Consider the following 25,123-nt stretch of genomic DNA (forward strand, 5'->3'; position numbering starts at 1 on the left):
TGCGTCCTGTGGGTTGGGAGGGCCTGTTCAGAGGTCCTGGTCAATCGTGTCTAACGGTTAACCGTTTCGCAGCCGCGGAGTATTGGCGGCGCGCCCTGTGAGCGCCATCAGGGCAAACCGTTACGCATTTACCCCCGGAAATTTGTATGATGACCAGATAACTACGACCTGCTCCTCCGCCCCCATGCGGAACTCCGCTCTTTCCGCCCCTCCCCCGCTCACCGTCGATCGCCTGTCAGACCGGCTGGCTGCCCGTCTGGGCGCGCAGATCGATGCCGGCCAGTTGCGCCCTGGCGACCGGCTGCCGACCGAGCAGCAACTCGCCCTCGCGCATGGCGTGTCGCGCACGGTGGTGCGCGAGGCGGTGCACCAGCTCAAATCCCGCGCGCTGGTGCAATCGCGCCAGGGCTCGGGCGTGTTCGTTGCGCAGCGTCCGGTCAACCAGCCGCTGGTGTTCGACCCCGCGGTGCTCGATTCGGTGCAGTCGGTGGTTCACGTGGTGGAAGTGCGGCGCGTGCTGGAAGGCGAGATCGCCGCACTGGCCGCCGAGCGCGCGACGCGCGCGCAAATCGCCGCCTTGCGCCGTGCGCTCAAGGGCATCGACGATGCGGTGGCCGCGGGGCACGACGGCGTGGCGGAAGACCTTGAGTTCCATCGGGTCATCGGCGAGGCGACCGGCAATCCGCAGTTCCGCCTGCTGCTTGGCTTCCTCGAGCAATATTTGCGCGAGGGCATGCGCATCACGCGCGGCAATGAGGCCCGTCGCGCCGACTTCATGGTGGCCGTGCAGGCCGAACACCGGGCCATCTACGAGGCCATTGCGGCACGCGACCCGGTGGCTGCGCGCCACCATGCGAACGAACACCTGATCCGGGGCGAGCAACGGCTCGTGGAAGGCGGAATCATCCATGGCCGACGCCGGCAGGCCGCCGTCAAGGCAACCCATCAACTCAAGGAGACCCCATGAAGATCATGATCACCGGCGGCGGCGGCTTCGTCGGCGCCCGGCTTGCGCGCACGCTGCTGCAGCGTGGCACGCTGGCCGGGCAGACCGTCGACCGCATCGTGCTGACCGACATCGCGCCACCACCGGCCGACCTGCTGGCCGACGCGCGCGTGGAGGCCCGCACCGGCCCGCTGCTGACACAGACGGATGCGCTGCGCACCGAGTCCTTCGATGGCATCTTCCACCTGGCGTCCGCCGTGTCGGGCGAGTGCGAGCTCGACTTCGACCTGGGCATGCGCTCCAACCTCGACAGCACGCGCGCGCTGCTCGATGCGATCCGCGCGAACGTCACGGCCGGCGGCAAGGTGCCGCGGCTGGTGTTCTCCAGCTCCGTGGCGGTGTTCGGTCCGGATGCGGCGGTGCCCATGCCCAAGCTGGTGTCCGATGACACGTTGCCCGCGCCGCAGACGTCCTACGGCGTGCAGAAGCTGATCTGCGAGCACCTGGTGGCCGATTACACGCGCAAGGGTTTCGTCGACGGCCGCGCGGCGCGGCTGATGACCGTGACGGTGCGTCCGGGCCGGCCCAACGGCGCCGCCTCGTCCTTCTTCAGCGGCATCATCCGCGAGCCGCTGGCGGGCGTGGAATCGATCTGCCCGGTGTCGGCCGACGTGTCGCATCCGATGTCCTCGCCCGGCCGCACCATCGATGGCCTGATCGCCGTGTATGAAGCCAGCCGCGAGGCCTTCCAGGGCCGGCTCGCACTCAACCTGCCGTCGATCAACGTGCGCGTCGGCGACATGCTCGATGCCCTCGAGGAAGTGGCCGGCGCCAAGGTGCGCGGGCTGGTGCGCTTCGAGCGCGACGAGCGCATCGCGGGCATTGTGGCCAACTGGCCGACTGGCGCGACGGCCACCCGTGCGGGCAAACTGGGCCTGCATCCGCATGACAACTTCGCCGACATCATCCGGCAGTACGTGGCCGACTGCGCAGCGCTTCCTAACGCGAACGAAACCCTGAAGGGAATGAACTGATGAAAACCGACAAGAGCGACAAGAAGTCAAAGCCCACCACCAAGGGCGCCACCAAGACCTCGAAGGCCAAGGCCGTCAAGGGCAAGCCCGCCGGCCTGCGCTCGCAAGCCTGGTTCGACAACCCCAACAACGCGGACATGACTGCGCTCTACATCGAGCGCACCATGAACTTCGGGCTCAGCTTCGAGGAGCTGCAATCGGGCCGGCCGATCATCGGCATCGCGCAGACCGGCTCCGACATCGCTCCGTGCAACCGCCATCACATCGTGCTGGCCGACCGCGTGAAGGAAGGCATCCGCGACGCGGGCGGCATCGCCTTCGAATTCCCGATCCATCCCATTCAAGAGACCTGCAAGCGCCCCACTGCCTCGCTCGACCGCAACCTGCAATACCTCTCGCTGGTCGAGATCCTGTATGGCTATCCGATCGACGGCGTGGTGCTGACCACCGGCTGCGACAAGACGACGCCTGCGCAGATCATGGCCGCGGCCACGGTCGACATTCCGGCGATCGCGCTGAACGCCGGCCCGATGCTCAACGGCTGGTTCAACGGCGAACGCACCGGCTCGGGCACCATCGTCTGGCGTGCGCGCGAGATGATGGCCGCGGGCGAGATCGGCTACGAGGGCTTCCTGAAACTGGTCGCTTCGTCGGCCCCGTCGACCGGCCACTGCAACACCATGGGCACGGCCTCGACGATGAACTCGCTGGCCGAGGCCCTGGGCCTCACGCTGCCCGGCAGCGCCGCGATTCCGGCGCCGTACCGCGACCGTCAGGAGATGGCCTACATGACCGGCAAGCGCATCGTCGAGATGGTGCGCGAGGACTTGAAGCCCTCCGACATCCTCACGCGCGAAGCCTTCGAGAACGCAATCATCGTGAACTCGGCGATCGGCGGCTCGACCAATGCGCCGATCCACCTGAACGCGATCGCGCGGCACATCGGCGTGGAGCTCACGACGGACGATTGGGAAAAGCACGGCTACAAGGTGCCGCTGCTGGTCAACCTGCAGCCGGCCGGCGAATACCTTGGCGAGGACTTCTATCGCGCCGGCGGCGTGCCCGCGGTGGTCGCCGAACTCGTGGCCAAGGACAAGATCAAGCCAGCGATGACGGCCAATGGCAAGACCTTGAAGGACAACTGCGAAGGCCAGTTCACCAGCGACCGCAAGGTGATCTTTGCCTACAACAAGCCGATGAAGAAGGACGCCGGCTTCCTCAACCTCAAGGGCAACCTGTTCGACTCCGCGATCATGAAGACCAGCGTGATCACCGACGAGTTCCGCAAGCGCTACCTCGAAAACGAGAACGACCCGATGGCCTTCGAAGGCACGGCCATCGTGTTCGACGGCCCGGAGGACTACCACCACAAGATCGACGATCCGAAGATGAAGATCGACGCGCACAGCGTGTTGTTCATGCGCGGCGTGGGCCCGGTCGGCTATCCGGGCGCGGCGGAAGTGGTGAACATGCGCGCGCCGGACTACCTGCTGAAGAAGGGCGTCACCGCGCTGCCCTGCATCGGCGATGGGCGGCAGTCGGGCACCTCGGGCTCGCCCTCGATCCTGAATGCGTCACCGGAAGCCGCGACCGGCGGCAATCTGGCGCTGGTGCAGACCGGCGACCGCGTGCGCATCGACCTGAAGAAGCGCACGGCCAACATGCTGGTGTCCGACGAGGAACTGAAGCTGCGCCGCGAGAAGCTCGACGCCGCCGGCGGCTACAAGTACCCGCCGAGCCAGACGCCATGGCAGGAGATCCAGCGCAGCGTGGTCGCGGAGTTGTCCGAAGGGATGGTGCTGAAGCCGGCGGTGAAGTACCAGCGCATTCACGCGACCTTCGGCGTGCCGCGCGACAACCACTAGGACAGGGGGCGGGCCTCCGCCCTCTATGCGGCTGCATGGCAGAGGCTTGCGATGGATTGGACCGACCTCGCACATCGGACATCGAATGTGTGCGACCGTCCGGACCCAGGTGCACATTCTTCGGGATGGCTCTGGGTCCTGCGCCCTGCAGCGCAAGCCCATTGCCCCGCACGCGCGGCAGGGATCGAGGCGGCACGGCCAGATCGACTACCGAAGCAACTCAGCCCGCTCAAAGGCCCCCATGCTCGCTCGCCTCGAGTGGCCAGTGCCTTGGGAAACCGTGGTTGGAAATGGCGCCACTCCCCCAGGTCCGCGCGCCGAAGGAACGCCGAATCCCTTCGAAGGGGTGCCCCCGACCGTCCGACAAAGCCAGTTCGAGGGGTACCCGCACGGGGACTTTTCCCTGCTCGCCCTGGGTTCGGGCGGGCCGCGTCCCGCTTCTGACGATGCCTTCTGCCCCGTGTGCAGGGCCAAACAAGGCCTCGATCGCATCGCAGCTCGCGGCCACGCTGTGCCCTTGGTACCAATCGAACGCTGCCCTCGACATGCGTGCCATCTCGACGGGGTCCGGTTCGGCCAGGGGGATGCCCTCGAGGTACTGCACACCGGGCGCCAGGCCATCATGGGAGCCGGTATTGGGGGACAGCAACACCGGCACCACGCCGTGCGCGCTGTAGGCGCCGAAGATGCCGCTCTTGGCCACGTCGTGCGGTGAGTAGGCGACCACGCCGTAGGTCGCGGCGGTCAGCAGTTTCTGCACCGCCTCGGCGGGCAGCCGCCCATGGGCAATGACGCCGCGTGCCTTGAGCATGGCCGCGATTTCCGGATCGCCGATGGGGGAGCCGATGTCATGGATCTCCAGACCACTGGCGGCGGCCCAGCGAAACAACGCCTCCCCGCCCGCGCGCCAGGTATTGACGCGCATGAGCGCTGTGCCGAAGACGACCAGCTTCTTCTGGCGCACAGCCGGCAACTCGGCCAGCTCGCCGATGGTCGAATAGATCGGCATCCAGAGATGCGGCAGGTCACCGGCCTGCGTTTCGAGCCAGTCGTGGATGTAATGCGTGTTCGAGATCCAGAAATCGGATCGCCTGGCCAGTTGACTGGCGATGTAGCGCTGGGCCCGCCAGACCCAGTACACCGACGAAGTGATCCGGTCGCTGACGGCGTAGGCCTCGTGCATGAACACGCCGAAACGCTTCATGCGCGGCTTGTTGCGGCGGGCCCAGTTCAGGAGGTGCAGGGGGGCGCCATAGCGCGAGTAGCCATAGCCGCTCATATGCAGCAGCACGGAATCGCCATCGACGTTCAGGTCCTTGTGATAGACCAGCACGCGTGCATTGCCCATGTGCCCGGCCATCATGTGGGCATAGTCCATCACGCCACCGGGCACGTCGGGAATGACCATGGTGATGCGCTCGTCGAGGCGATCCTTCGCGGGGTTGTCGGCCAGCGAAATGTGCGAGTCCTTGCGGGCCCGTGCGATGACCGGGTCGTAGCCGGGCTCTCGCGCCTTCCAGGTGCTACCCCATGTGCTTTGAATTCCGTCGGCCATCGCTTGCTACCCCCTTGTGACAAATAGATACTAGTCACAAGTCCCTGACAGGCACATACCACCACCGGCACGTCGCACCCGCATTCATGACATAAGTTTCAACTTCAACAGTCACAAGGGTCCGCTCGCGCCGGCGCTCCTTGTCCAACGATGTGCGTCCAGGAAAAATGTCACGGTGCTCTCCAGCACGCGGAAAGACCGCGGCCCGCGCGCTCCGTCCCGGCAACGGCGGGCGGCCCGGCGAACGCGCCCCACACGGCCATCGAGCTGGCAGCCATGAGGCGCCGTTCCAATGGCTGGGATCGCCAACGGCCGCGGCAACGTTACGCCCTCACCGAGGCGAATGACACTGTCGAGAGCAAGCGTGCGAGCCGTGTCTTTGAGCGCTACCGCCTTACCGCGCGGGGCCACGCCATCTCGCGATCCACGGAAAACTGAAAGCGTGGCCGTGCGTCAGGTGCGACGGCTGGCGCCGAGGCCGACGTCAGCGCGGCGAGTCCGCGTCAGTGGTCGCGCCGGGCCGGCAGTGTCGCGGATTGAGCCGCATTCGCCGCCTCGCGCATGCGCACCTCGTCGATGCGCCGAGCCGTGAATTGCGCCGTCATCTCCAGCTTCTTGAGGTCGCGCTGCGAAAGCTCCTCGTTCTCCGCGAAGCTGAAACAGCAGAGCGTGCCGTAGACGCGCCCATCGCCGAGCACCACCGGCACGCTGAGGTAGCTGCCGAGGGGGAAGGGCAGCTTGGGAAGGCCCTGCGTGGCCGGGTCGGTGGCCCAGTGCTTGACCATTTGCGGCAGCCTGCCGTCGACGACGCGCTGGCAGAAGGTGTATTCGAGCGGATGCGACTGCCCTTCCTCGAACACGCGTTTGTCGGCATCGGCCTCGATGCGGCGGAACACGCGATGGCCGTCGACGAACTCGGAGACGAACACCACGTCCATGTGGAGCTTCTCGCGCAACAGTTGCAGCACCTCGGTCACGGCACTGCAGATGAGCGCATCGCCGCCCTCGGCAGTGGCCACGAGCAATTCGGAAACCCGGACCTCGAAGGCATCGGGCGCATAGTCTGCGGAATGGAATTCGTACATGATTTCCTGCGGCCGGCCACCGATGGCAAACACTGAGCCAGCCCTTGCTTTCCTCCCTCGATAGGGTGTTTGCCGAGGCCGAATGTAGTCGCGATCCGGAGCGGGTACGTTTCAAAAAGCACGGCCCGAAAAGTGCGCAGGGTCGCGCATCCCGGCCCCATGCGCCCGGCACACGGCATCACGGCAGGCATGGCAATTGCGGGAAAGGCATGTTCGCCTACGACATCAACCGCAGGCCTTCCGTGGCGGCGACGCCCGCGATGGCGCAAAGTCCTGCTCTTTGCCTGGAGCCTCGATGCCAGACCCCGGCCACCCTCACGCACTTCACGCGCTCGAAGAAGGCGCCCCGCACCCGCTCGGCGCCACCTACACCGGGCGCGGCGTCAACTTCGCCGTGTTCTCCGCGCACGCCACCAGGGTGCAGGTCTGCCTTTACGACGAGGCCGGCACGACCGAGCTGGCCTGCATCACGCTGCCCGAATACACCGACGAGGTCTGGCATGGCTTCGTGCCCGGCCTGTTGCCCGGCACGCGTTACGGCCTGCGCGTGCACGGCCCCTACGAGCCCGAGAAGGGCCATCGCTTCAACCACCACAAGCTGCTGCTCGACCCTTATGCCAAGGCGCACATGGGCGAGCTGAAGTGGGGCCCCGAGCTGTTCGGCTACACCGTCGGCCATCCCGATGGCGACCTGAGTTTCGACGAGCGCGACAGCGCACCCTTCATGCCCAAGTGCGTGGTGGTCGACTCGCGCTTCCAGTGGACGCAGACCGATGCCGTGCGCGTGCCGTGGAACCAGACCGTGTTCTACGAGACGCATGTGCGTGGCTTCACGATGCGGCACCCCGGCGTGCCGGAGCACATGCGCGGCACCTTCGCTGGACTGGCCCGCGATGAAGTGCTCGGCCCGATCCGCGAGCTCGGCGTGACCAGCGTCGAGCTGCTGCCGATCCAGATGTTCCTCAACCAGCCCTTCCTCACCGACAAGGGCCTGACCAACTTCTGGGGCTACGACACCATCGGCTTCTTCGCGCTCGACCAGCGCTACCTCGACGGCCCCAACATCGATGAGTTCAAGCACATGGTCGACCGCTTCCATGCGCACGGGCTGGAGGTGATCCTGGACGTGGTCTACAACCACACGCCCGAGGGCAACGAGCTCGGCCCGACGCTGTCCTTCAAGGGCATCGACAACGCGAGCTACTACCGCCTGATGCCCAACGGCGACGGCCCCGGCCCGCGCTACTACATCAACGACACCGGCACCGGCAACACCGTCAACCTGAGCCATCCGCGCGTGCTTCAGATGGTGACGGACAGCCTGCGCTACTGGGTGAGCGAGATGCACATCGACGGCTTCCGCTTCGACCTGGCCACCATCCTCGCGCGCGAGCCGCATGGTTTCGACGAAGGCGGCGGTTTCCTCGACAGTTGCCGGCAGGACCCGGTGCTCTCCAGCGTCAAGCTCATCGCGGAGCCGTGGGACATCGGGCCGGGCGGCTACCAGGTCGGGCGCTTTCCGCCGGGCTGGGCCGAATGGAACGACAAGTTCCGCGACAACGTGCGCGCCTTCTGGAAGGGCGACGAAGGCATGGCGCCGGCGCTCGCGCAATGCCTCACGGCCAGCGGCGACTACTTCAACCACCGCGGCCGCAGGCCATGGGCCAGCGTCAACTTCATCACCGCGCATGACGGCTTCACGCTGGCCGACACGGTGAGCTACAACGACAAGCACAACGAGGCCAACGGCGAGGACAACCGCGACGGCCATTCGCACAACCGCTCATGGAACTGCGGCGCCGAGGGCGTGACCGACGACGAGGAAGTGCTCGCCCTGCGCGCACGCCAGCAACGCAACCTGCTGGCCACGCTGCTGCTGTCGCAAGGCACACCGATGCTGCTGGCCGGCGACGAATTCGGCCGCACGCAGCAGGGCAACAACAACGCCTATTGCCAGGACAACGAGATCAGCTGGATCGACTGGGCCGCCGCTGGCTCGGAGCCCAGCCGCACACTGCTGGATTTCACGCGCCACATCATCCGGCTGCGCAAGGACTATCCCGTCTTGCGCCGCAACCGCTTCATGACCGGCACGGTCAACCAGGCCACGAAGCTGAAGGACGCGACCTGGCTCACGCCCAGCGGCGCAGAGATGGACCAGCCCCACTGGCTCGACATGCGCACGCGTTGCTTCGGCCTGCTGCTGGAAGGCAGCGTGCCCGGCTCGTCGTTGCCGCAGCCAGCCACCGACGCCAGCGTGCTGATGGTGTTCAACGCCTGGGAAGGCGCGCTGGAATTCAAGATGCCGCGACGCGGCCGGGCGCGCGGCAAGACGTGGACGCGGGTGGTGGACACGGCGCTGGATACGCAGGAGGAAGACACCTTCCGGCCCGGGCATCTCTACATGGTCACGGGGCGGTCGATGCTGGTGTTTCACTCGCCGTAGCGTCATTGCGCGCGAGAATCCCTGGCAGCGCTTCTTCTCGCGAGGAAACGCAGAGCCACTCTGTTCGCGTGATGCGACGGCGTGGAAAACAAGACCAGGGAGGAATTTCATGATGATGATTCGGATCATGACCGGCGCGGCGCTGACTGGCGCGTGTGCGTTGCTGATGGGCTGTGCCACGCGCACCGACATGGCCTTCAAAAATGACGCCGATGTCCTTAAGGGCGACAGCAAGCCGGTCTACCTGATGACCGTCACCTTGCGCAACAACTTCAAGCCGGACTACCAGCCCAAGCTGGAGGAGGTCAACGTCAAGCGCGACGGCGGCCGGCAGCAACCTGACGAGCGACTCGATTTCCGCATCGACTTCAAGTCGATGGTGGATCTCAAGGACGCCTATGACACGACTCGTCCCAGCAGCTATTTCGTGCGCATGGAACTCGCCCCGGGAAGTTACGAGATCAAGGGGCTGACCAGCCGTACGCGCACATTCTGGATCGATGGCTTGTTCCAGACTCCGCTCAACAGCCCCTTGAAAGTGGACACCCCCGGCGTGTACTACCTCGGCCACGTGGAAGCCTCGGTTCGCCAAAGGGTCGGCAACGAGTTTCCCGCCGGTCCGGCAACGCCGCTGATCGATCAAGTCGTGGCCGGTGCATCGCCCGGCACCTTCGTTGTGAAGATTTCCGACCAGTTCGAGCAAGACGAGCCGGCGTTTCGCAAGCGCTTTCCGGCATTGAATGACGTTCCGATCACCAAGGCAATTCTTCCGCCGTTCGACCGGGCGAAGGCCCAGGCGAACTTCATGCCGTTCGGAGCGCGGCCGGCAAAATGAGCCGCGCAGGGCGGGCCCTCCGGTCAATCCACCTTCGCGCCCGACGCCTTCACCACCACGCCCATCGCATCCCAGTCACTGCGCAACAGTTGCTGGAACTCCGCCGCCGTCTGCGTGCGCGGCTCCACGCCGAGGCGCGCGAAGCGCTCCTGGATCACCGGGTCGGCCAGCACCTTGTTGACGGCGGCGTTGAGCTTGTCGACCTCGGCCTTCGGCGTGGCCGCCGGTGCGAGCAGGCCGATCCACGAATCGAAGGAATAGCCGGGCAGGCCGCTCTCCGCCACCGTCGGCAGGTTGGGCAGGAAAGGGCTGCGCTTGGTGCCGGTCGTGGCAAGCAGCTTGATGCGCGCGTCGGTCTGGAAGCCGATCACGCCGATGCTCGACGAGATCACCGCCTGCACGCGGCCGGCCAGCAGCTCGTTGACGGCCTCGCCGGTGGACTTGGTCGGGATGTGCGTCATCTGCAGGCCGGCCTTGGCCAGGAAGGAGGCCATCGCCAGGTGTGTGGCGCTGCCGTTGCCGGCCGAGGCGAAGTTGTACTTGCCCGGGTTGGCCTTGACCTCCTTGATGAAGTCCGCCGTCGTGCCGACGTTCATCGCGCTTGAAACCGCCAGCGCGTAGCCCGCGTTGCCGAGGTTGGCGACGCCGACGAAGTCCTTGAGCGGGTCGTAGCCCAGCTTGCTGTAGAGGTGGCCGGCAATGTGATGGCTGGCGGCGGCGAGGACCAGCGTGTTGCCGTCCGCGGGTGCCTTCGCGACGAGGGCCGCGCCCACACTGCCACCTGCACCCGCGCGGTTCTCCACCACGGTGGTCGCGCCCAACGCGACGCCCAGCTCGCTGTTGAAAGCGCGCGCCACCGTGTCCTGCACGGCGCCGGTGCCGAAAGGCACGATGATGTGGATGACGCGCTGCTGCGCCATGGCGGGAACGGCAGCTGCCGCTGCGGCGGCGGCGATGAAGGAACGACGGTCGAGCGCGAAGGACATGGCGGGAGAGCTTCTTTCTTCCAGGGGTTGAACGGATTCAGGCGCCGACCGGCAACCAGCGCTGCGCCAGCTTGACGAAGTAACTGGCGCCGATCGGGATGATGTCGTCGTTGAAGTCGAACGAGGTGTTGTGGATGATGCAAGGCCCGGGCCCGTGGCCATCCATGCGGTGGTCGCCGTCGCCGTTGCCGAGGAAGGCATAGCAGCCCGGCCGCACCATCAGCATGTGCGCGAAGTCCTCCGCGCCCATCACGGCAGGCCAGTCATCGGTGACCATGTCTTCGCCCACCACCTCGCGCATGACGCTGGCCGCAAAGCGCGCCTCTGCCTTGTGGTTGACCACCGGCGGCGAGGCGCGGATGAAGCTCACCTCGGCGGTACAGCCATGTGCCTCGGCCACGCCCTTGGCGACGGTGCGCAGGCGCTCCTCGATCTTGTCGAGCGCATCGATGGAAAAGGTGCGCACCGTGCCGCCGACCGTGGCCACGTCGGGGATGACGTTGGGCGCGTCGGAGCCTTGAAGTTGCGTGACGGCCAACAGGGCGCGCTCGGTGCTGGCGATGGTGCGCGGGACGATCGTCTGCAACTGCTGGGCCAGCGTGACCACCGCGGCCACCGGGTCGATGCCCGTGTGTGGCATCGAGGCGTGCGTGCCCCGGCCGCGCATCGTGACCTTGTAGGTGTTGCTCGACGCCATCAACGCGCCTTCGTTGAGCGCGAAGCGGCCGACCTCGCCGACCGGGAAGTTGTGCAGCGCGAACACCGCATCGCAGGGGAAGCGATCGAACAGGCCGTCCTGGATCATCTTCTTCGCGCCAGCCTTGCCCATCTCCTCGGCGGGCTGGAAGATGAAGTGGACCGTGCCGTCGAAGTCATCCGGGCCTTGTTGCGACAGGTGCCAAGCAGCGGCGAGCAGCATCGTCGTGTGGCCGTCGTGACCGCAGGCATGCATGCGGCCGGCGTGGGTGGACTTGTGCGGGAACTCGTTGGCCTCGTGCAGGGGCAGGGCATCCATGTCGGCGCGCAGGCCGATGGTGCGCTGGCTGGTCCCCTTGCGCAGCACGCCGACCAAGCCGGTGCCGGCGATGCCGCGATGGACTTCGATGACCCATTCGGTGAGCAACTGCGCGACCTTTTCGGAGGTTCGGTGCTCTTCGAGGCCGAGTTCAGGATGGGCGTGGATGTCGCGGCGGATGTCGATGAAGCGGGCGACGTTGGCGAAGGAGTCGACGATGTTCATGGCTGGCTTTTAACAAGAGGCCCAGGATCTTGTCAGGAGGCGTGCTACGAGGAAAATTTTGCACCATCTTCTTTGCTGCATTTCAATTTGATTTACATTTGCTTCATGCGACATGCAGCAAAACAGAAGTTGATCGACGAGGTGGTTGTACTTCAGCTTGGATATCCTTTCAGGGGTTCCATCCAGGCGACACCCGCCGGTACGGTCAGGGTGGTCCAGATGCGAGACACCGATCCCGAAACAGGCGTCAACTGGTCCGATACCGTTCGAACCGAGTTGCCCGGCCGCAAACAAGCGGACTGGCTCCGCGAAGGCGACATCCTTTTTGCCAGCCGCGGCTCGCGGTTCTACGCCGTTTGCCTCGGCATGCCGCCGCTTTCAGCGGTTTGCTCTCCCCAGTTTTTTCACCTGCGCGTCAATCCAGGGGGCGGGGTACTGCCGGCCTTCCTTGCCTGGCAAATCAACCAACCGCCGTTCCAGCGCCAACTGCTCCAAGCCGCGGAAGGCTCCAACCAGCTGAGCATTCGCATGTCTGTCTTCGCAGGCCTGACGATCAACGTACCTTCCTTGGCCGACCAGCGCCGCGTCGCCGCCCTGGCCGACATGGCACGCCAGGAGCGCAGTGCATTGCGCCGCCTGATACGCACCCGCGAACAACAACTCGAATCCATCGCCGAACACCTCGCCATCGCACCCCGAACAACCACCGAAATCCAATGACGACCACCACCCCCATCAGCCAGGACGAGATCAACGCCGCAGTCTGGTCCGCCTGCGACACGTTCCGCGGCACTGTCGACCCAAGCATCTACAAGGACTACGTCCTGACAATGCTATTCCTCAAGTACGTCTCCGATGTCTGGCAAGACCACTACGAGGGGTACAAGAAGCAGTACGGCGACCACCCCGAACTCATCGAGGAAATGCTCAAGAACGAGCGCTTCGTGCTGCCGCCAAATGCGAGCTTCTATGTACTGCATGCTCTTCGCCACACGCCGGGCAACGGCGAGCGTATCGACAAGGCGCTGCATGCCATCGAAGACGCCAACATCGCCAAGCTGCGGGACGTGTTCCAGGACATCCACTTCAACTCGAACAAGCTCGGCGAGGAGCAGCAGAAGAACGACATCCTGCGGCACCTGCTCGAAGACTTCGCCAAGCCGGCGCTCAACCTGCGCCCCAGCCGCGTCGGCACGCTCGACGTGATCGGCAATGCCTATGAATTCCTGATCAAGAACTTTGCCTCGACCAGCGGCAAGAAGGCCGGCGAGTTCTACACGCCGCCCGAAGTCTCCAGCCTCATGGCGCGCCTGATGGACCCGCAGGAGGGCGAGGAAATCTGCGACCCGACCTGCGGCTCCGGTTCGCTGCTGATGAAGTGCGGCCGCCTCATCCGCGAGCGCACCGGCTCGCGCAAGTACGCGCTGTACGGGCAGGAGGCCATCGGCAGCACCTGGGCGCTGGCCAAGATGAACATGTTCCTGCATGGTGAGGACAACCATCGCGTGGAGTGGGGCGACACCATCCGCAACCCCAAGCTGCTCGATAGCGCGGCCCACCTCAAGCACTTCGACATCGTGGTGGCCAACCCGCCCTTCAGCCTGGAAAAGTGGGGACATGAAGGCGCCGAAGCCGACAAGTTCAGTCGCTTCCGCCGAGGTACGCCACCGCGCACCAAGGGCGACTATGCCTTCGTGCTGCACATGGTCGAGACCATGAAGCCGGGCACCGGACGCATGGCCGTCGTGGTGCCGCACGGCGTCCTGTTCCGCGGCGCGGCGGAAGGGCGCATCCGGCAAAAGCTCATCGAGGAAAACCTGCTCGACATCGTGATCGGACTGCCCGAGAAGCTGTTCTACGGCACCGGCATCCCGGCCGCATTGCTGGTGCTGCGCAAGAACAAGGCCGACGACAAGGTGCTCTTCATCGACGCCAGCCGCGACTTCGAGGCGGGCAAGAACCAGAACTACCTGCGCGAAGACGACCTGCAACGCGTCCTGGATACGGCCACCGCGCGGAAGCCGGCGGACAAGTACGCGTACCTCGCCTCGCCCGCCGAAATTGCGGAGAACGACTTCAACCTGAACATCCCGCGTTACGTCGACACCTTCGAGGAAGAGGAAGCGATCGACCTGATGGCGGTGCGCAAGGAGCGGCTGGAGCTCAAGGCGGAACTGGCGCGGCTGGAAACCCAGATGGATGCCTACCTGAAGGAACTGGGCTATGAGTGACAAAGGCAAAGGCGGCGGTGCGGCCAACAAGCCTGGCAGCCGGGCCTTGACGGTGGCGCCCGGGATCACGCGCTCATCGGCGGCCGAGTACCTGACCTTCGTAGCGGCCGCCGGCAAGGGGGGCGTGGAAGCCGTCTATGCCGATGAAAACGTATGGCTGACCCAGAAGATGATGGGGCAGCTTTATGACGTGAACGTCCGCACGGTCAATGAGCACCTCAAGAAGATCTTCTCAGACAGAGAGCTGACCGAAGATTCAGTTATCCGGAAATTCCGGATAACTGCCAGCGACGGCAAGACATACGACACCCAGCACTACAACCTGGGCGCCATCATCGCGGTGGGCTACAAGGTCAATTCCGAGCGCGCCGTGCAGTTCCGCAAATGGGCCAGCGCCATCGTCGAGTCCTTCACCATCAAGGGCTTCGCGATGGATGACGAGCGGCTGAAGAACGATGGCTCGGTGTTCACAAAGCGGTATTTCGAGGAGCAGCTGCAGCGCATCCGCGAGATCCGCCTGTCCGAGCGCAAGTTCTACCAAAAGATCACCGACATCTACGTCACGTCGATCGACTACGACCGCCAGTCCCAGGCCACCCAGCGGTTTTTTGCCACCGTGCAGAACAAGCTGCACTGGGCCATTCATGGCCAGACCGCCGCCGAGGTGATCCACGGCCGCGCTGATGCGCGCAAAGACCGCATGGGGCTGACCTCGTGGAAGGACGCGCCCGAAGGCAAGATCCAGAAGTTCGACGTGGTGGTGGCCAAAAACTACCTGACCGAGAACGAAGTGGCGCAGTTGCAGCGCCTGGTCTCGGCTTACCTCGATGTGGCCGAAGACATGGCCTTGCGCAGCATCCCCATGACCATGCAGGACTGGGAGACGCGCCTGAACCGCTTCATCGCCGCGACCGACCGGGAAGTGCTGCAGGACGCAGGCAAAGTTAGCGCCGAGATTGCGCGGGCGCATGCCGAGAGCGAATTCGAGAAGTACCGCATCGTGCAGGACCGCTTGTTCCAGTCGGACTTTGACCGGCTGGTGGCGGGTGGCGGCGATGTGGTCGCTGTGCCGGAGGCGGCCGTAGAGCTACGTGGGCGCACGGCGAAGAAGGGGGGCCGTGATGCTTCCTGATGGCTGGAGTCGTATGACCGTTGGCCATGCATGTTCGATCAAGAACAACCTGCGCATGCCAATCAACACGGAGCAAAGGGCTTCGATGCCTGGTCCTTACCCCTATTTCGGCCCGACCGGAATCTTGGCCCATATCGACCACTACAGAATCGACGAAGAATTCGCAATCATTGGCGAAGACGGCGACCACTTCCTCAAGTTCCGAGAAAAACCGATGACCTTGCACTTCGACGGCAGGGCCAACGTCAACAACCACGCCCATGTGATTGGAGATTCGGAGTACTGCTCGCCCAAGTGGTTCTATTACTGGTTCATGCATCGGGATCTGACAGCGTCGCTATCGAGGCAGGGCGTTGGGCGCTACAAGCTGACGAAGAAGGGCCTTAGTGAGCTCGAGATCTGGTTGCCACCAAAGCTCGAGCAGAAGCGGGTCACCGACGCCCTTGCAACGTGGGATCAGGCCATTGCCACTGCAGAGCGCTTACTCACAAACAGTCGCACTTACAAACAGGCTCTCGTCGATCAGCACTTGTTGAAGCCGGCCTTCTCGCGGCAGTGGCCAGTCCAATCGATAAAAGAAGTCAGCGACCGGATTCAGCGCCAGGCTGTTAATGAAGAGGGCTTGCCGGTCTTGATGATCTCCTCCGGTCAAGGCTTCGTGCGGCAGGACGAGAAGTACAGCAAGTTCATGGCGGGCAAGAGTGTCAACAACTACATCACGCTCGGCAAGGGCGAGTTTGCGTACAACAAAGGCAATTCAAAGCTGTATGAATTCGGCTGCGTTTTCCAACTACAGAACATTGATCGCGGCTTGGTACCGCATGTTTATGTCTGCTTTCGTCTCCGCGACCAATGCCATCCCGAGTTCTATCGCCACCTGTTCGCCGCCGACTACTTGCATGATCAACTTGGGGCGCTCGTCAACACGGGGGTTCGCAACAACGGCCTGCTGAACATTCGACCCGCAGATTTTCTGGGTTGCGAAGTTCCAGTTCCACCGAAGAAAGAGCAAGTCCGCCTTGCTGGAATTCTGCAAACTGCCACCTCGTGGGTCCTGCAGCACGAAGCAGTTCTTGACCAATTGAAGCAAGAAAAGGCGGCCCTCATGGCCCAACTCCTCACCGGCAAGCGCCGCGTGCGCTTGCCCGAGGACGACGTGATCGCAACACCATGACCACCACCCCCAACTCCCGCGAGCAATACAGCGCCCACATCCCCGCGTTGCATTTGCTCTGCAACCTGGGCTGGGACTTCGTGAGCACGGCAGATGCATTGGCGATGCGCGGCGGCAGCACGCGCGAGGTGCTGCTGGTGCCGCGCCTTGTCGAGGTGCTGCAATCACGCCGCTACGAGTACAAAGGTCAGTGGCATTCTTTGTCCGCCGGCGGCATCGACCAGATCGTGCGGGAGCTTTCCTCGCTGAGCCTGGCCGAAGGGCTGTTGCCCGCCAACGAGCGGCTGTACCAGAAGCTGTCGCTGGGCATCACGGTCACCGAGTTCATGCCCGATGGCAAGAAGCACCAGCCGACCATTGCGGTGATCGACTGGGTGAACGTCGGTGCCAATCGCTGGGACGTGACCGAGGAATTGCAGGTGCTGTCGGCGCAGGGCACGCACCATCGCACGCCCGACGTGGTCGGCTATGTGAACGGCATTCCGCTGGTGGTGATCGAGGCCAAGCGGCCCGAGGGCAGCCACGCCAGCAAGACGATGGTGGACGAGGGCATCAGCCAACACCTGCGCAACCAGCGCACGGACGAGATTCCGAGCCTCTTCGCCTACGCGCAATTGTTGCTTGCCATCAGCCAGACGGAAGGACGCTACGGCACCACGCATACCGCCACCAAGTTCTGGGCACGCTGGCGCGAGGAGCAGGGGGCGCAGGCAGAGGCCAGCTTTGACGATGCGGACGTCGATGCCGTCAAGAACAAGACCCTGCACCCCGCCACGCGCGCAGCGCTGTTCGCGGGCAAGCCGGCGGCGCTTGCAAGCTACTTCGATGCACTGTGGTCGCAACATTCGCATGTGACCGACCAGGACCGATTGCTCGTGAGCCTGCTGACACCTTCGCGGCTGCTGGAATTCCTGCGCGGCTTCGTGCTGTTCGATCGCAAGGTGGGCAAGCTGGTGGCGCGCTATCAGCAGTTCTTCGGCATCCGCGCATTGCTCTCGCGATTGCCCCAGCGCAGGCCCGATGGCGGGCGCGAGGGCGGCGTCATCTGGCACACCACCGGCTCTGGCAAGAGCTTCACCATGGTGTTCCTGACCAAGTCCTTGCTGCTGGTCGATGCCTTGCAGGAATGCCGTGTGATCGTCGTCACCGACCGGTTGGACCTGGAAGACCAGCTTCGCCGCAACTTCATGTCGAGTGGAGCTTTCGGTTCCAACATCGGCCTGCGCAAGGACGGCGAGCACAGCCGCGCGCTCACGGGGCGCGACCTGGCCAGGCGCATTGGCAGCGGCAACGAGCGCATCACCTTCACGCTCATCCACAAGTTCAACACGGCCAGCAAGCTCGCAGAGTGCCGCAACGATTCGTCCAACCTGATCGTGCTGGTGGACGAGGGCCACCGCAGCCACGGCGGCGAGACGCACGAGCGCATGCGCAAGGCGCTGCCGAGGGCGGCCTATGTGGCGTTCACCGGCACGCCCTTGCTCAAGAACGAGAAGACAGCCGGCAAGTTCGGTCCCATCCTGCATGCGTACACGATGCAGCGCGCGGTGGAAGACGAAGCGGTGGCGCCGCTGCTGTACGAGGAGCGCGTGCCGGAACTGACCATCAACGAAGACGCGGTCAACCGGTGGTTCGACAAGATCACCGTCAACCTCAGCGAAGCGCAGCGCGGCGACCTGAAGAAGAAGTACGCGAAGAAGGGTGCCATCTACGGCGCGGCCAACCGTATCGAATTGATTGCCTGGGACATCGCGACGCATTTCAGCGAGAGCATCAAGAAGGTCAGCGCGGGCGACGGCCTGCAACTCAAGGGCCAGGTCGCGACCGAGAGAAAGCTGGACGCCATCCGCTACAAGAAGGCACTGGACGACACCGGCCTGGTGACCAGCGCCATCGTGATGTCGGGGCCAGACACGCGAGAGGGCAACTCCGAGATTGACGAAGACAGCATGCCCGAGGTGCAGAAGTGGTGGAAGGAAACGGTCGCGAAATATGGCCCGGACGCCAAGGCGTATGAGAAGCAAGTCGTCGCCGACTTCGGCAGCGACGGCGACCCCGACTTGCTCATCGTCGTGGACAAGCTCCTCACCGGCTTCGATGAGCCGCGCAATGCCGTGCTCTACATTGACAAGCCGCTGGAGAGCCACAACCTGATCCAGGCCATCGCCCGCGTCAACCGCTTGCACGATGCCAAGCGCTATGGCGTCCTGGTGGCCTACCGCGGCGGCCTCCTGGAGCACCTGGACACCGCGATCCGCGCCTACCAGGACCTGGAAACCCGCACGCAAGGCGGCTTCGACGTGGCCGACATCGACGGGCTGTACCACCAGTTCAGCACCGAATACAAGCGCCTGCCGGCCTTGCACGACCGGCTGTGGTCCTTCTTCAAGGGCGTGATGAACCGGCTCGATCGCGAGCAGTACCGGCAGATGTTGACGCCCAGGTTCGTCCGCGATGTCGACGGGGAGGAACACGACGAGCGACAGAAGCTGCGTGACGACTTCTACGAAGCATTGACGGCTTTCGGCCTCTGCCTGCAAACGGCGCTGAGTTCGCGCAGCTTCTTCGAGGACAAGGGCTTTTCCGAGGCGACGATCGCGCGCTACAAATCCGACCTGCGCTTCTTCACCGAGCTGCGGCAGACGGCCCGGCGCGATGCCATGGAAACGGTGGACTACAGCGCCTATGAAGAGCAGATTCGCCGCCTCGTCGACAAGCAGGTCATCGGCACCGAGGTGCGCGAGCCGGAGGGCGTATACCTCGTACATCAACTCGGCAAGGCAGAAGACCCAGCGAAGTGGAGCGAGGAGAAAACGCGCAACGAGACGGACATGATCAAGACCCGCCTGCGCAAGACCATCGAGCAGGACCTGGCCGACGACCCGTACGCACAGAAGGTGTTCGGCGCGCTTCTGCGGGAAGCCATCGCGCAAGCGGAGGCCCTGTTCGACCACCCGTTGAAGCAACACGCGCTGTTCGTGAACTTCGAGCAAGCCCTCGAGACGCGACAGGCGCCCGGCATGCCGGGTGCGCTGGCCGACAAGCCCCATGCGCGTGCGTACTTCGGCGCGGTGCGGCTGGTGCTGGGTGAGGAGAAGTTTGCCGCGATGAGCGATGCCGGCCGGCAGGATCTGCTGCAGCAGGCCGTGCGCATGGACGCCACCGTGCGAGACGCGGTGGCGGAGCATTCCCTGAATCCCCAGAACATCGAAGCGGCGATTCGAAAGGGCGTCTTGCCGATGCTGTTCACGGCTCTGGGCCTCGACGATGCCAAGGCCGTGGTCGAACAGGTGATCCAGATCACGCGCATGGGGTTGAGCCAGCGGTGAAGGCGCATAGCTTCGCCTACGGCGATGTCAAGATCCGGTTTGAGGTGCGTCGCCGGGCCGAACGACTGCAGCAACGCGTGGCAATTCACGTGGAGCCGGATGGACGCGTGCTTGTGGATGCGCCCCAGGACGCCACCGATGCGCAGGTGCTCGCAGCCGTGAAGAAGCGTGCGCGCTGGATCGGCCGGCATCTGGACGCCATCGGCGCGCGGCGGGCGCTGTCGTTGCCGCGCGAGTATCTCAGCGGTGAATCGATGCACTACCTGGGTCGGCGCTACCGGCTCAAGGTCACGCTGCGGTCCGACGAGCCGCCCGGCGTGCGGCTGAGAGGCGGCTATCTCGAAGTCACCGCGCCACGCCACGACCCGACGGTGCTGCGCGCTGCATTGGACGATTGGTATCGCGGCCGGGCGCGCGAGGTCTTGCTGCAACGACTGGCGTCCATCGCTGCCACATTGCGATGGGTCAAGACGCCGCCACCGATGCGCTTGCAGGTCATGAAGGTCCAATGGGGAAGCTGCTCGCCAGCCGGGCGCATCACGCTCAATCCATGGCTGGTGAAGGCGCCGCGCGAGTGCATCGACTATGTGGTGCTGCATGAGCTGTGCCATTTGCTGCATCACAACCACAGCGCGAGGTTCTTTGCGGCCCTGGATCGGCACATGCCGGAATGGCGCACGGTGAAGGCGCGGCTCGACGAACTTTCGGAGCAAGTCCTTCGCATGTAGCTCAAAGTGCCCGGCGGGTGACGCCTGACCGACGCGCCCGTGCACGGCGGACGAGCGCAGTTTGGCGTCCCTCCCCAGCCTGCGGGAGAATCCCCCCATGCAAATCACCAAAGACACCGTCGTCACCCTCCGCTACAAGGTCGCGGATGCCAAGGGCAAGCTGATCGAGGAGAGCAAGGACCCGATGGTCTATCTCCATGGCGGCTACGGCAACACGCTGCCGAAGATCGAGGCCGCGCTCGACGGGCGCCAGCCCGGCTACCAGGTCACGCTGGAGCTCAAGCCCGAGGACGGCTTCGGCGAGCGCGATGAATCGCTGGTGCGCACCATCCCCAAGTCGGAGTTCCCGCCCGGCGTGAAGGTCGGCGGCCAGCTCGAAGGGCGCAACGACAAGGGCGAGCAGCAGATCTTCCACGTGATGAAGATCAAGGGCCCGGTCGTGATGCTCGACGGCAACCATCCGCTGGCCGGCATGGACTTGCGCTTCAGCCTCAAGGTGACTGAAGTGCGCGCCGCGTCCGAGGAAGAGATCGCGCATCGCCACGTGCATGGCGAGCACGGCCACCACCATTGAACGCCACCACGATCGGCCCCGACATGACCACCGTTGATCCCAAGCGCTCCGCCCGCGCGGCCGACCAGAAGAAGATGCCGCTGTGCGCAAGCTGCGCCGGCATCCAGCGCAACTGGCGCAAGGCGCCCGGCCATGCCGAACTCGTGCAGCAATCCACCCGCAAGGAAGAGCGCGAGGGGCATTCGGTCAACGTCACCACCTACCGCTGCGACGCCTGCGGCACCAAGTGGGAATACGAGAACGACAAGACCAACCAGAAGGCGGGTTGGTCGGTGGTGGGGCAGTAGTCGCCGATTGCGCGGCGCCCGTCGCATGCGCATTCGCGCGTTCCGCCCGGGCGACGACGAAGCCGCATTGCGCGCGGTCTTCCGTTCCTCCGTGCATCAACTGGCCGTCGGCTTCTACACGCCGGCACAACTTGAGGCCTGGGCGCCGGAGGCGTACGACGCCATCGCGTGGGCCGAGCGGTTGCGCGCCAACCGGCCCTTCGTGGCCGAAGTCGAAGGGCGAGTTGCGGGCTTCGCGGACTTGCAACCCTCCGGCTACATCGATCATTTCTTCGTCGACGGCACCTTCGGCGGCCGAGGCGTGGGGAGCGCGCTGATGGCGCACCTTCACCAGTCGGCGCACGCGCGCGGCATCGGCAGGCTTTGCTCGGACGTGAGCCTGTCCGCGGAGGGATTCTTCGCGCGCTGCGGCTTCGTCATCGAACGGCGGCAGGAGGTCGAGCTGCGCGGCGAAGTGCTGCGCAACGCGCGCATGCGCAAGACGCTCGGCACCGCCGGTCGTGCCTGACGCGGCACGTCATCGCCCGCGCGCCTGGCGAAACGTACTCAAGACCGAAACGCACTGACCCGATCCAGCACCGCCCGCACCACGCTCCACGCCGCGAGCGCGGAGGTCTTGGGATTGTCCGGCGACGCCAGGTTGTGAGAGCAGAAGTCGAGCCGGCCGAACGCGCCCGAGGCCTCGATGTGATGCACGTTGCAATCCACGCACGGGTCGGCAATGAGGGTGACGCGGGTCTTGTCCAGCCCCAGGCCGGACAGCGCGATGGTGGCTGCGACATTGGCGTTCTGCGGGTACTTCAGCGCCGCGTCGCGCGCGCTGCCTTCGAAGATGACGGTGGGGTATGTCAGCGCCTGCAGCGAACCGTGCGCCTCGGCTGCCGTGCCTTGCCAGGCTGCCGGTGGCTTGCGGCCGGTGTAGTGGACGCGGTCGAGTCCGCCGACGGCCGCTGCAGCCAGCGCGTCGAGCGAGCCGATCGCGCCGCTCATGAGTTGCGCGGTGGTACCGCCCTGCTGGGCCGCGCCGCGCACGGCCGCCTGCACCTCGGGCGCGGCGAGTGCGCCGACCGAGCAGATGAAGCAGGGCACGCCGTTGCGCAGCGCCGGCACCACGTGCTGGGTCACGGCGGCTTCGCCGGCCATCTCGATGACGAGGTCGCAGTAGTCGTCGGGTACCGACGCATGCACCGGCACGTCGTGCCAGGTCCGGCTCGACGTGTCGGAACGCACCACCGCCATGATCTCGAGCGCGTTGTGATAGGGCGCGAGGCGATTGAAGACCTCGGTTGCGATGGCCCCCGCACCGATGAATGTCACATGCATCATGTCAGGCGCTCCTTCGCGTCGGGGACCGTGCGAACAACACCAGCGCAATACCGCCGAGGATGGCCGCGGAGCAGGCGATTAAGCGCGGCGTGATGGCTTCCGTCAACATCAGCGCGCCGCCGAGCGCTGCGATCAGCGGCACCGACAACTGCACCGTCGCCGCGCGCATCGCGGAAAGATGGGGCAGCGCGGCGTACCAGATCACGTAGCCCAGGCCCGAGGTGATGGCGCCGGATGCGATGGCCAGCGCGATGCCGCTGGCGTTGGCATGCATGCCCGAGACGAACACGAGGTTGAGCAGCAAGGCCAGCGGTGCCGCCCAGGCGAAATTGCGCGCGGTGGCCGCCAGCGGATCGCCCACACCGCGACCGCGCAGCGAGTACACGCCCCATGCCGCACCGGCCGCCGCCATCAACGCGGCCCCCAGCGGCGGCGGCGCGGTGACGCCCGGCGACACCAGGTAGACGAGACCGCCCACGGCCAGCGCCAGGCCCGCCAGCGCCATCTTGTCGAAGCGCTCGCCGGCGTACAGCCCCGCACCGAACATCGTCAACTGCACCGCGCCGAACAGGATCAGCGCGCCCGTGCCGGCCGACAGGCTGAGGTAAGCAAATGAAAAGCAGGCCACGTAGGCGAACAGCATGAGCGGCGCGACCCAGTCGACCGGGCCACGCGGCGCGGGCTGCGTGCGCATCCGCACGATGAGGGCCAGCGCCAGCGCACCCGACACCAGCCGGATGCTGCCGAAGCTCGCCGGGTCGACGCCGCCATGCTGCAGCGCGGCCCGGCACAGCAGCGAGTTGGCCGCGAAAGCGAGCATCGCCGCGGTGGTGAGCGCGATCGTCTTGAAGGTGGGCATGGCGAGTTGCGCGGCGAGCGCCTTTCAACCTAGAAAAAGCAGTTGGATGCGCCCGAGTGCGCCGTGATCGGCGTGCCAGGCAAGGCGGGAGAACGCGGCGGGCTCATGCCCGCAAGGCCGAGCAACGCCGCATGGCGCGTCGAGCGCGGTGCAATCGGGTGCATAGCGCTCTCACCTCGGCGGCGAACGTGATCGAAGGCGGAGGTTTCAGGCTCCATGCTGCTTTTCCAAAGGTTGAGCGCGGTCAACTGCTTTTTCTAGGTTCAGTTTGCTGATTCTTGCCCGCCTGCACGTCCGCGCGCAAAGGGATAGATTGCGGGCCTTCGTTCACCGCAAGCAACGCAAGGATCATCCTATGGAACATCGGCGTCTCGGCCATTCCGGCCTGCGCGTGCCCGCGCTCAGCTTCGGCACCGCCACCTTCGGCGGCGGCAATGACTTCTTCAAGGCCTGGGGCGCGACCGACGCGGGCGGTGCGTCACGGCTCATCGACGTGTGCCTGGACCATGGCGTGTCGATGTTCGACAGCGCCGATGGCTACTCGTCGGGGCTGGCCGAGGAGATCCTCGGCGCGGCCATCAAGGGCAAGCGCAACCGGCTGCTGATCTCGACCAAGGCGACCTTTCCGACGGGGGACGGGCCGAACGACTACGGCTCGTCGCGGCAGCACTTGATCAATGCGGTCGACAAGGCGCTGCAGCGGCTCGGTGTCGAGCACATCGACCTCCTGCAACTGCACGGGCAGGACTACAACACGCCGGTCGAGGAAACGCTGTCGACACTCGACCAGCTCGTGCGCTTGGGCAAGGTGCGCTACATCGGCTGCTCGAACTTCTCGGGCTGGCACCTGATGAAGTCGCTGGCCGTGTCGGATCGGCATGGCTGGCCGCGTCACGTGGCGCACCAGGCCTACTACTCGCTGCTGAACCGCGACTACGAATGGGAGCTGATGCCGCTGGGCCAGGACCAGGGTGTCGGCGCGGTGATCTGGAGCCCGCTGGGCTGGGGCAAGCTGACCGGCAAGATCCGCCGCGGGCAGCCCGCGCAGCCCGGCACGCGCGCGCACGACATCGCGGGCACGGGGCCGAAGTTCGAAGAAGAGCGGCTGTTCCGCATCGTCGACGCGATGGATGCGGTGGCCCTAGAAACGGGCAAGACCATTCCGCAGATCGCGCTCAACTGGCTGCTGCAACGGCCCACCGTGGCCAGCGTGATCATCGGTGCGCGCGATGAAGCCCAGCTGGTGCAGAACATCGGCGCGGTGGGGTGGAAGCTGACGCCCGAACAGGTGGCGGCACTGGATGCGGCGAGCGATGTACCAGCCGCATATCCGGTGTGGCACCAGCGTGGTTTTCCGATGCTTCGCGAACGGGGCGAGGAACGCTGAGCTTTAAAAAAATCGCCCTGGTACTTTAATCCAGCGAATTTCGAATTCGCTGCCATGAATAGGGGGGGCGCCGTCCCTGAACAACCCTTGGCGCGACTTCGCCG

General features: G+C 65.0%; 22 protein-coding genes. 15 read left to right on the top strand and 7 right to left on the bottom strand.

From position 1 onward, the window contains the following. The first annotated feature begins 184 nt into the window (after window positions 1-184). Genes WKW82_RS01195 through WKW82_RS01205 form a run of 3 tightly spaced genes read left to right on the top strand, consistent with a single transcriptional unit; the run spans window position 185 to window position 3,845 of the window. Window positions 185-967, top strand: coding sequence for a FadR/GntR family transcriptional regulator (locus WKW82_RS01195; RefSeq protein ID WP_340340425.1), 783 nt, complete (start codon window positions 185-187; stop codon window positions 965-967). Continuing rightward, a complete protein-coding gene (denD, locus tag WKW82_RS01200; protein WP_340340426.1) occupies window positions 964-1,980 on the top strand; it encodes a D-erythronate dehydrogenase in 1,017 nt (338 codons plus the stop codon). Before WKW82_RS01195 ends, denD begins: the two co-directional genes overlap by 4 nt. Continuing rightward, window positions 1,980-3,845, top strand: a complete 1,866-nt coding sequence (locus tag WKW82_RS01205) for an IlvD/Edd family dehydratase (protein ID WP_340340427.1) — start codon at window positions 1,980-1,982, stop codon at window positions 3,843-3,845. Before denD ends, WKW82_RS01205 begins: the two co-directional genes overlap by 1 nt. A gap of 229 nt (window positions 3,846-4,074) precedes the next feature. Here WKW82_RS01205 and WKW82_RS01210 read toward each other — a convergent pair whose 3' ends face one another. Beyond that, window positions 4,075-5,400 (bottom strand): hypothetical protein, encoded by a 1,326-nt coding sequence (locus tag WKW82_RS01210; RefSeq protein WP_340340428.1) that lies wholly within the window; start codon window positions 5,398-5,400, stop codon window positions 4,075-4,077. A gap of 503 nt (window positions 5,401-5,903) precedes the next feature. After that, window positions 5,904-6,485 (bottom strand): GAF domain-containing protein, encoded by a 582-nt coding sequence (locus WKW82_RS01215; protein ID WP_340340429.1) that lies wholly within the window; start codon window positions 6,483-6,485, stop codon window positions 5,904-5,906. 295 nt (window positions 6,486-6,780) lie between these two features. Here WKW82_RS01215 and glgX point away from each other — a divergent pair, with 295 nt between their 5' ends. Then, window positions 6,781-8,931, top strand: coding sequence for a glycogen debranching protein GlgX (glgX, locus tag WKW82_RS01220; RefSeq protein WP_340340430.1), 2,151 nt, complete (start codon window positions 6,781-6,783; stop codon window positions 8,929-8,931). A 127-nt stretch (window positions 8,932-9,058) separates the two neighbouring features. Next, window positions 9,059-9,766 (top strand): hypothetical protein, encoded by a 708-nt coding sequence (locus WKW82_RS01225; protein WP_340340431.1) that lies wholly within the window; start codon window positions 9,059-9,061, stop codon window positions 9,764-9,766. 23 nt (window positions 9,767-9,789) lie between these two features. Here the strand turns inward: WKW82_RS01225 and WKW82_RS01230 are convergent, their stop codons facing one another. Together WKW82_RS01230 and WKW82_RS01235 are read right to left on the bottom strand one after the other, a co-directional pair. After that, the gene (locus tag WKW82_RS01230) at window positions 9,790-10,752 is read right to left on the bottom strand and encodes a tripartite tricarboxylate transporter substrate-binding protein (RefSeq protein WP_340340432.1); all 963 of its coding nucleotides are present in this window, start codon (window positions 10,750-10,752) and stop codon (window positions 9,790-9,792) included. Window positions 10,753-10,789: 37 nt separating this feature from the next. Next, the gene (locus WKW82_RS01235; protein WP_340340433.1) at window positions 10,790-11,992 is read right to left on the bottom strand and encodes a M20 aminoacylase family protein; all 1,203 of its coding nucleotides are present in this window, start codon (window positions 11,990-11,992) and stop codon (window positions 10,790-10,792) included. 72 nt (window positions 11,993-12,064) lie between these two features. On the opposite strand from WKW82_RS01235, the gene WKW82_RS01240 reads away from it, so the two are divergent. The 9 genes from WKW82_RS01240 to WKW82_RS01280 all read left to right on the top strand — a co-directional run bounded on the left by WKW82_RS01240 (window position 12,065) and on the right by WKW82_RS01280 (window position 21,955). Further along, window positions 12,065-12,712: a restriction endonuclease subunit S gene (locus tag WKW82_RS01240; RefSeq protein WP_340340434.1), complete on the top strand. Its 648-nt coding sequence runs from the start codon at window positions 12,065-12,067 to the stop codon at window positions 12,710-12,712. After that, window positions 12,709-14,223, top strand: a complete 1,515-nt coding sequence (locus tag WKW82_RS01245; protein ID WP_340340435.1) for a type I restriction-modification system subunit M — start codon at window positions 12,709-12,711, stop codon at window positions 14,221-14,223. The genes WKW82_RS01240 and WKW82_RS01245 overlap by 4 nt, the downstream gene beginning before the upstream one ends. Beyond that, a complete protein-coding gene (locus WKW82_RS01250) occupies window positions 14,216-15,355 on the top strand; it encodes a virulence RhuM family protein (RefSeq protein WP_340340436.1) in 1,140 nt (379 codons plus the stop codon). The genes WKW82_RS01245 and WKW82_RS01250 overlap by 8 nt, the downstream gene beginning before the upstream one ends. Next, window positions 15,345-16,529: a restriction endonuclease subunit S gene (locus WKW82_RS01255; RefSeq protein ID WP_340340915.1), complete on the top strand. Its 1,185-nt coding sequence runs from the start codon at window positions 15,345-15,347 to the stop codon at window positions 16,527-16,529. Before WKW82_RS01250 ends, WKW82_RS01255 begins: the two co-directional genes overlap by 11 nt. Beyond that, window positions 16,526-19,858, top strand: a complete 3,333-nt coding sequence (locus tag WKW82_RS01260) for a type I restriction endonuclease subunit R (protein ID WP_340340437.1) — start codon at window positions 16,526-16,528, stop codon at window positions 19,856-19,858. The genes WKW82_RS01255 and WKW82_RS01260 overlap by 4 nt, the downstream gene beginning before the upstream one ends. Then, on the top strand, window positions 19,855-20,586 hold the full coding sequence (locus WKW82_RS01265; protein WP_340340438.1) for a M48 family metallopeptidase: 732 nt from the start codon (window positions 19,855-19,857) through the stop codon (window positions 20,584-20,586). Before WKW82_RS01260 ends, WKW82_RS01265 begins: the two co-directional genes overlap by 4 nt. Window positions 20,587-20,683: 97 nt before the next feature. Continuing rightward, window positions 20,684-21,160, top strand: coding sequence for an FKBP-type peptidyl-prolyl cis-trans isomerase (locus WKW82_RS01270; protein ID WP_340340439.1), 477 nt, complete (start codon window positions 20,684-20,686; stop codon window positions 21,158-21,160). 23 nt (window positions 21,161-21,183) lie between these two features. Further along, the gene (locus WKW82_RS01275; protein ID WP_218509662.1) at window positions 21,184-21,447 is read left to right on the top strand and encodes a hypothetical protein; all 264 of its coding nucleotides are present in this window, start codon (window positions 21,184-21,186) and stop codon (window positions 21,445-21,447) included. Window positions 21,448-21,472: 25 nt separating this feature from the next. Then, the gene (locus WKW82_RS01280; RefSeq protein WP_340340440.1) at window positions 21,473-21,955 is read left to right on the top strand and encodes a GNAT family N-acetyltransferase; all 483 of its coding nucleotides are present in this window, start codon (window positions 21,473-21,475) and stop codon (window positions 21,953-21,955) included. Window positions 21,956-21,993: 38 nt separating this feature from the next. On the opposite strand, the gene WKW82_RS01285 is transcribed toward WKW82_RS01280, so the two are convergent. The 3 genes from WKW82_RS01285 to WKW82_RS01295 are packed head-to-tail and all read right to left on the bottom strand — an operon-like array spanning window position 21,994 to window position 23,880. Next, window positions 21,994-22,773, bottom strand: a complete 780-nt coding sequence (locus WKW82_RS01285) for an aspartate dehydrogenase (RefSeq protein WP_340340441.1) — start codon at window positions 22,771-22,773, stop codon at window positions 21,994-21,996. Between the two features lies 1 nt (window position 22,774). Further along, window positions 22,775-23,632, bottom strand: a complete 858-nt coding sequence (locus WKW82_RS01290; RefSeq protein WP_340340442.1) for a DMT family transporter — start codon at window positions 23,630-23,632, stop codon at window positions 22,775-22,777. A gap of 29 nt (window positions 23,633-23,661) precedes the next feature. After that, window positions 23,662-23,880 carry a hypothetical protein gene (locus WKW82_RS01295; protein ID WP_340340443.1) on the bottom strand — a complete coding sequence of 73 codons (219 nt, stop codon included), beginning with the start codon at window positions 23,878-23,880 and terminating at the stop codon, window positions 23,662-23,664. 107 nt (window positions 23,881-23,987) lie between these two features. On the opposite strand from WKW82_RS01295, the gene WKW82_RS01300 reads away from it, so the two are divergent. Beyond that, complete coding sequence (locus tag WKW82_RS01300; RefSeq protein ID WP_340340444.1) at window positions 23,988-25,019, top strand: aldo/keto reductase; 1,032 nt, start codon at window positions 23,988-23,990, stop codon at window positions 25,017-25,019. Window positions 25,020-25,123: the final 104 nt, after the last annotated feature.

The organism is Variovorax rhizosphaerae, from assembly GCF_037889975.1.
Taxonomy (GTDB): Bacteria; Pseudomonadota; Gammaproteobacteria; order Burkholderiales; family Burkholderiaceae_C; genus Variovorax; species Variovorax rhizosphaerae.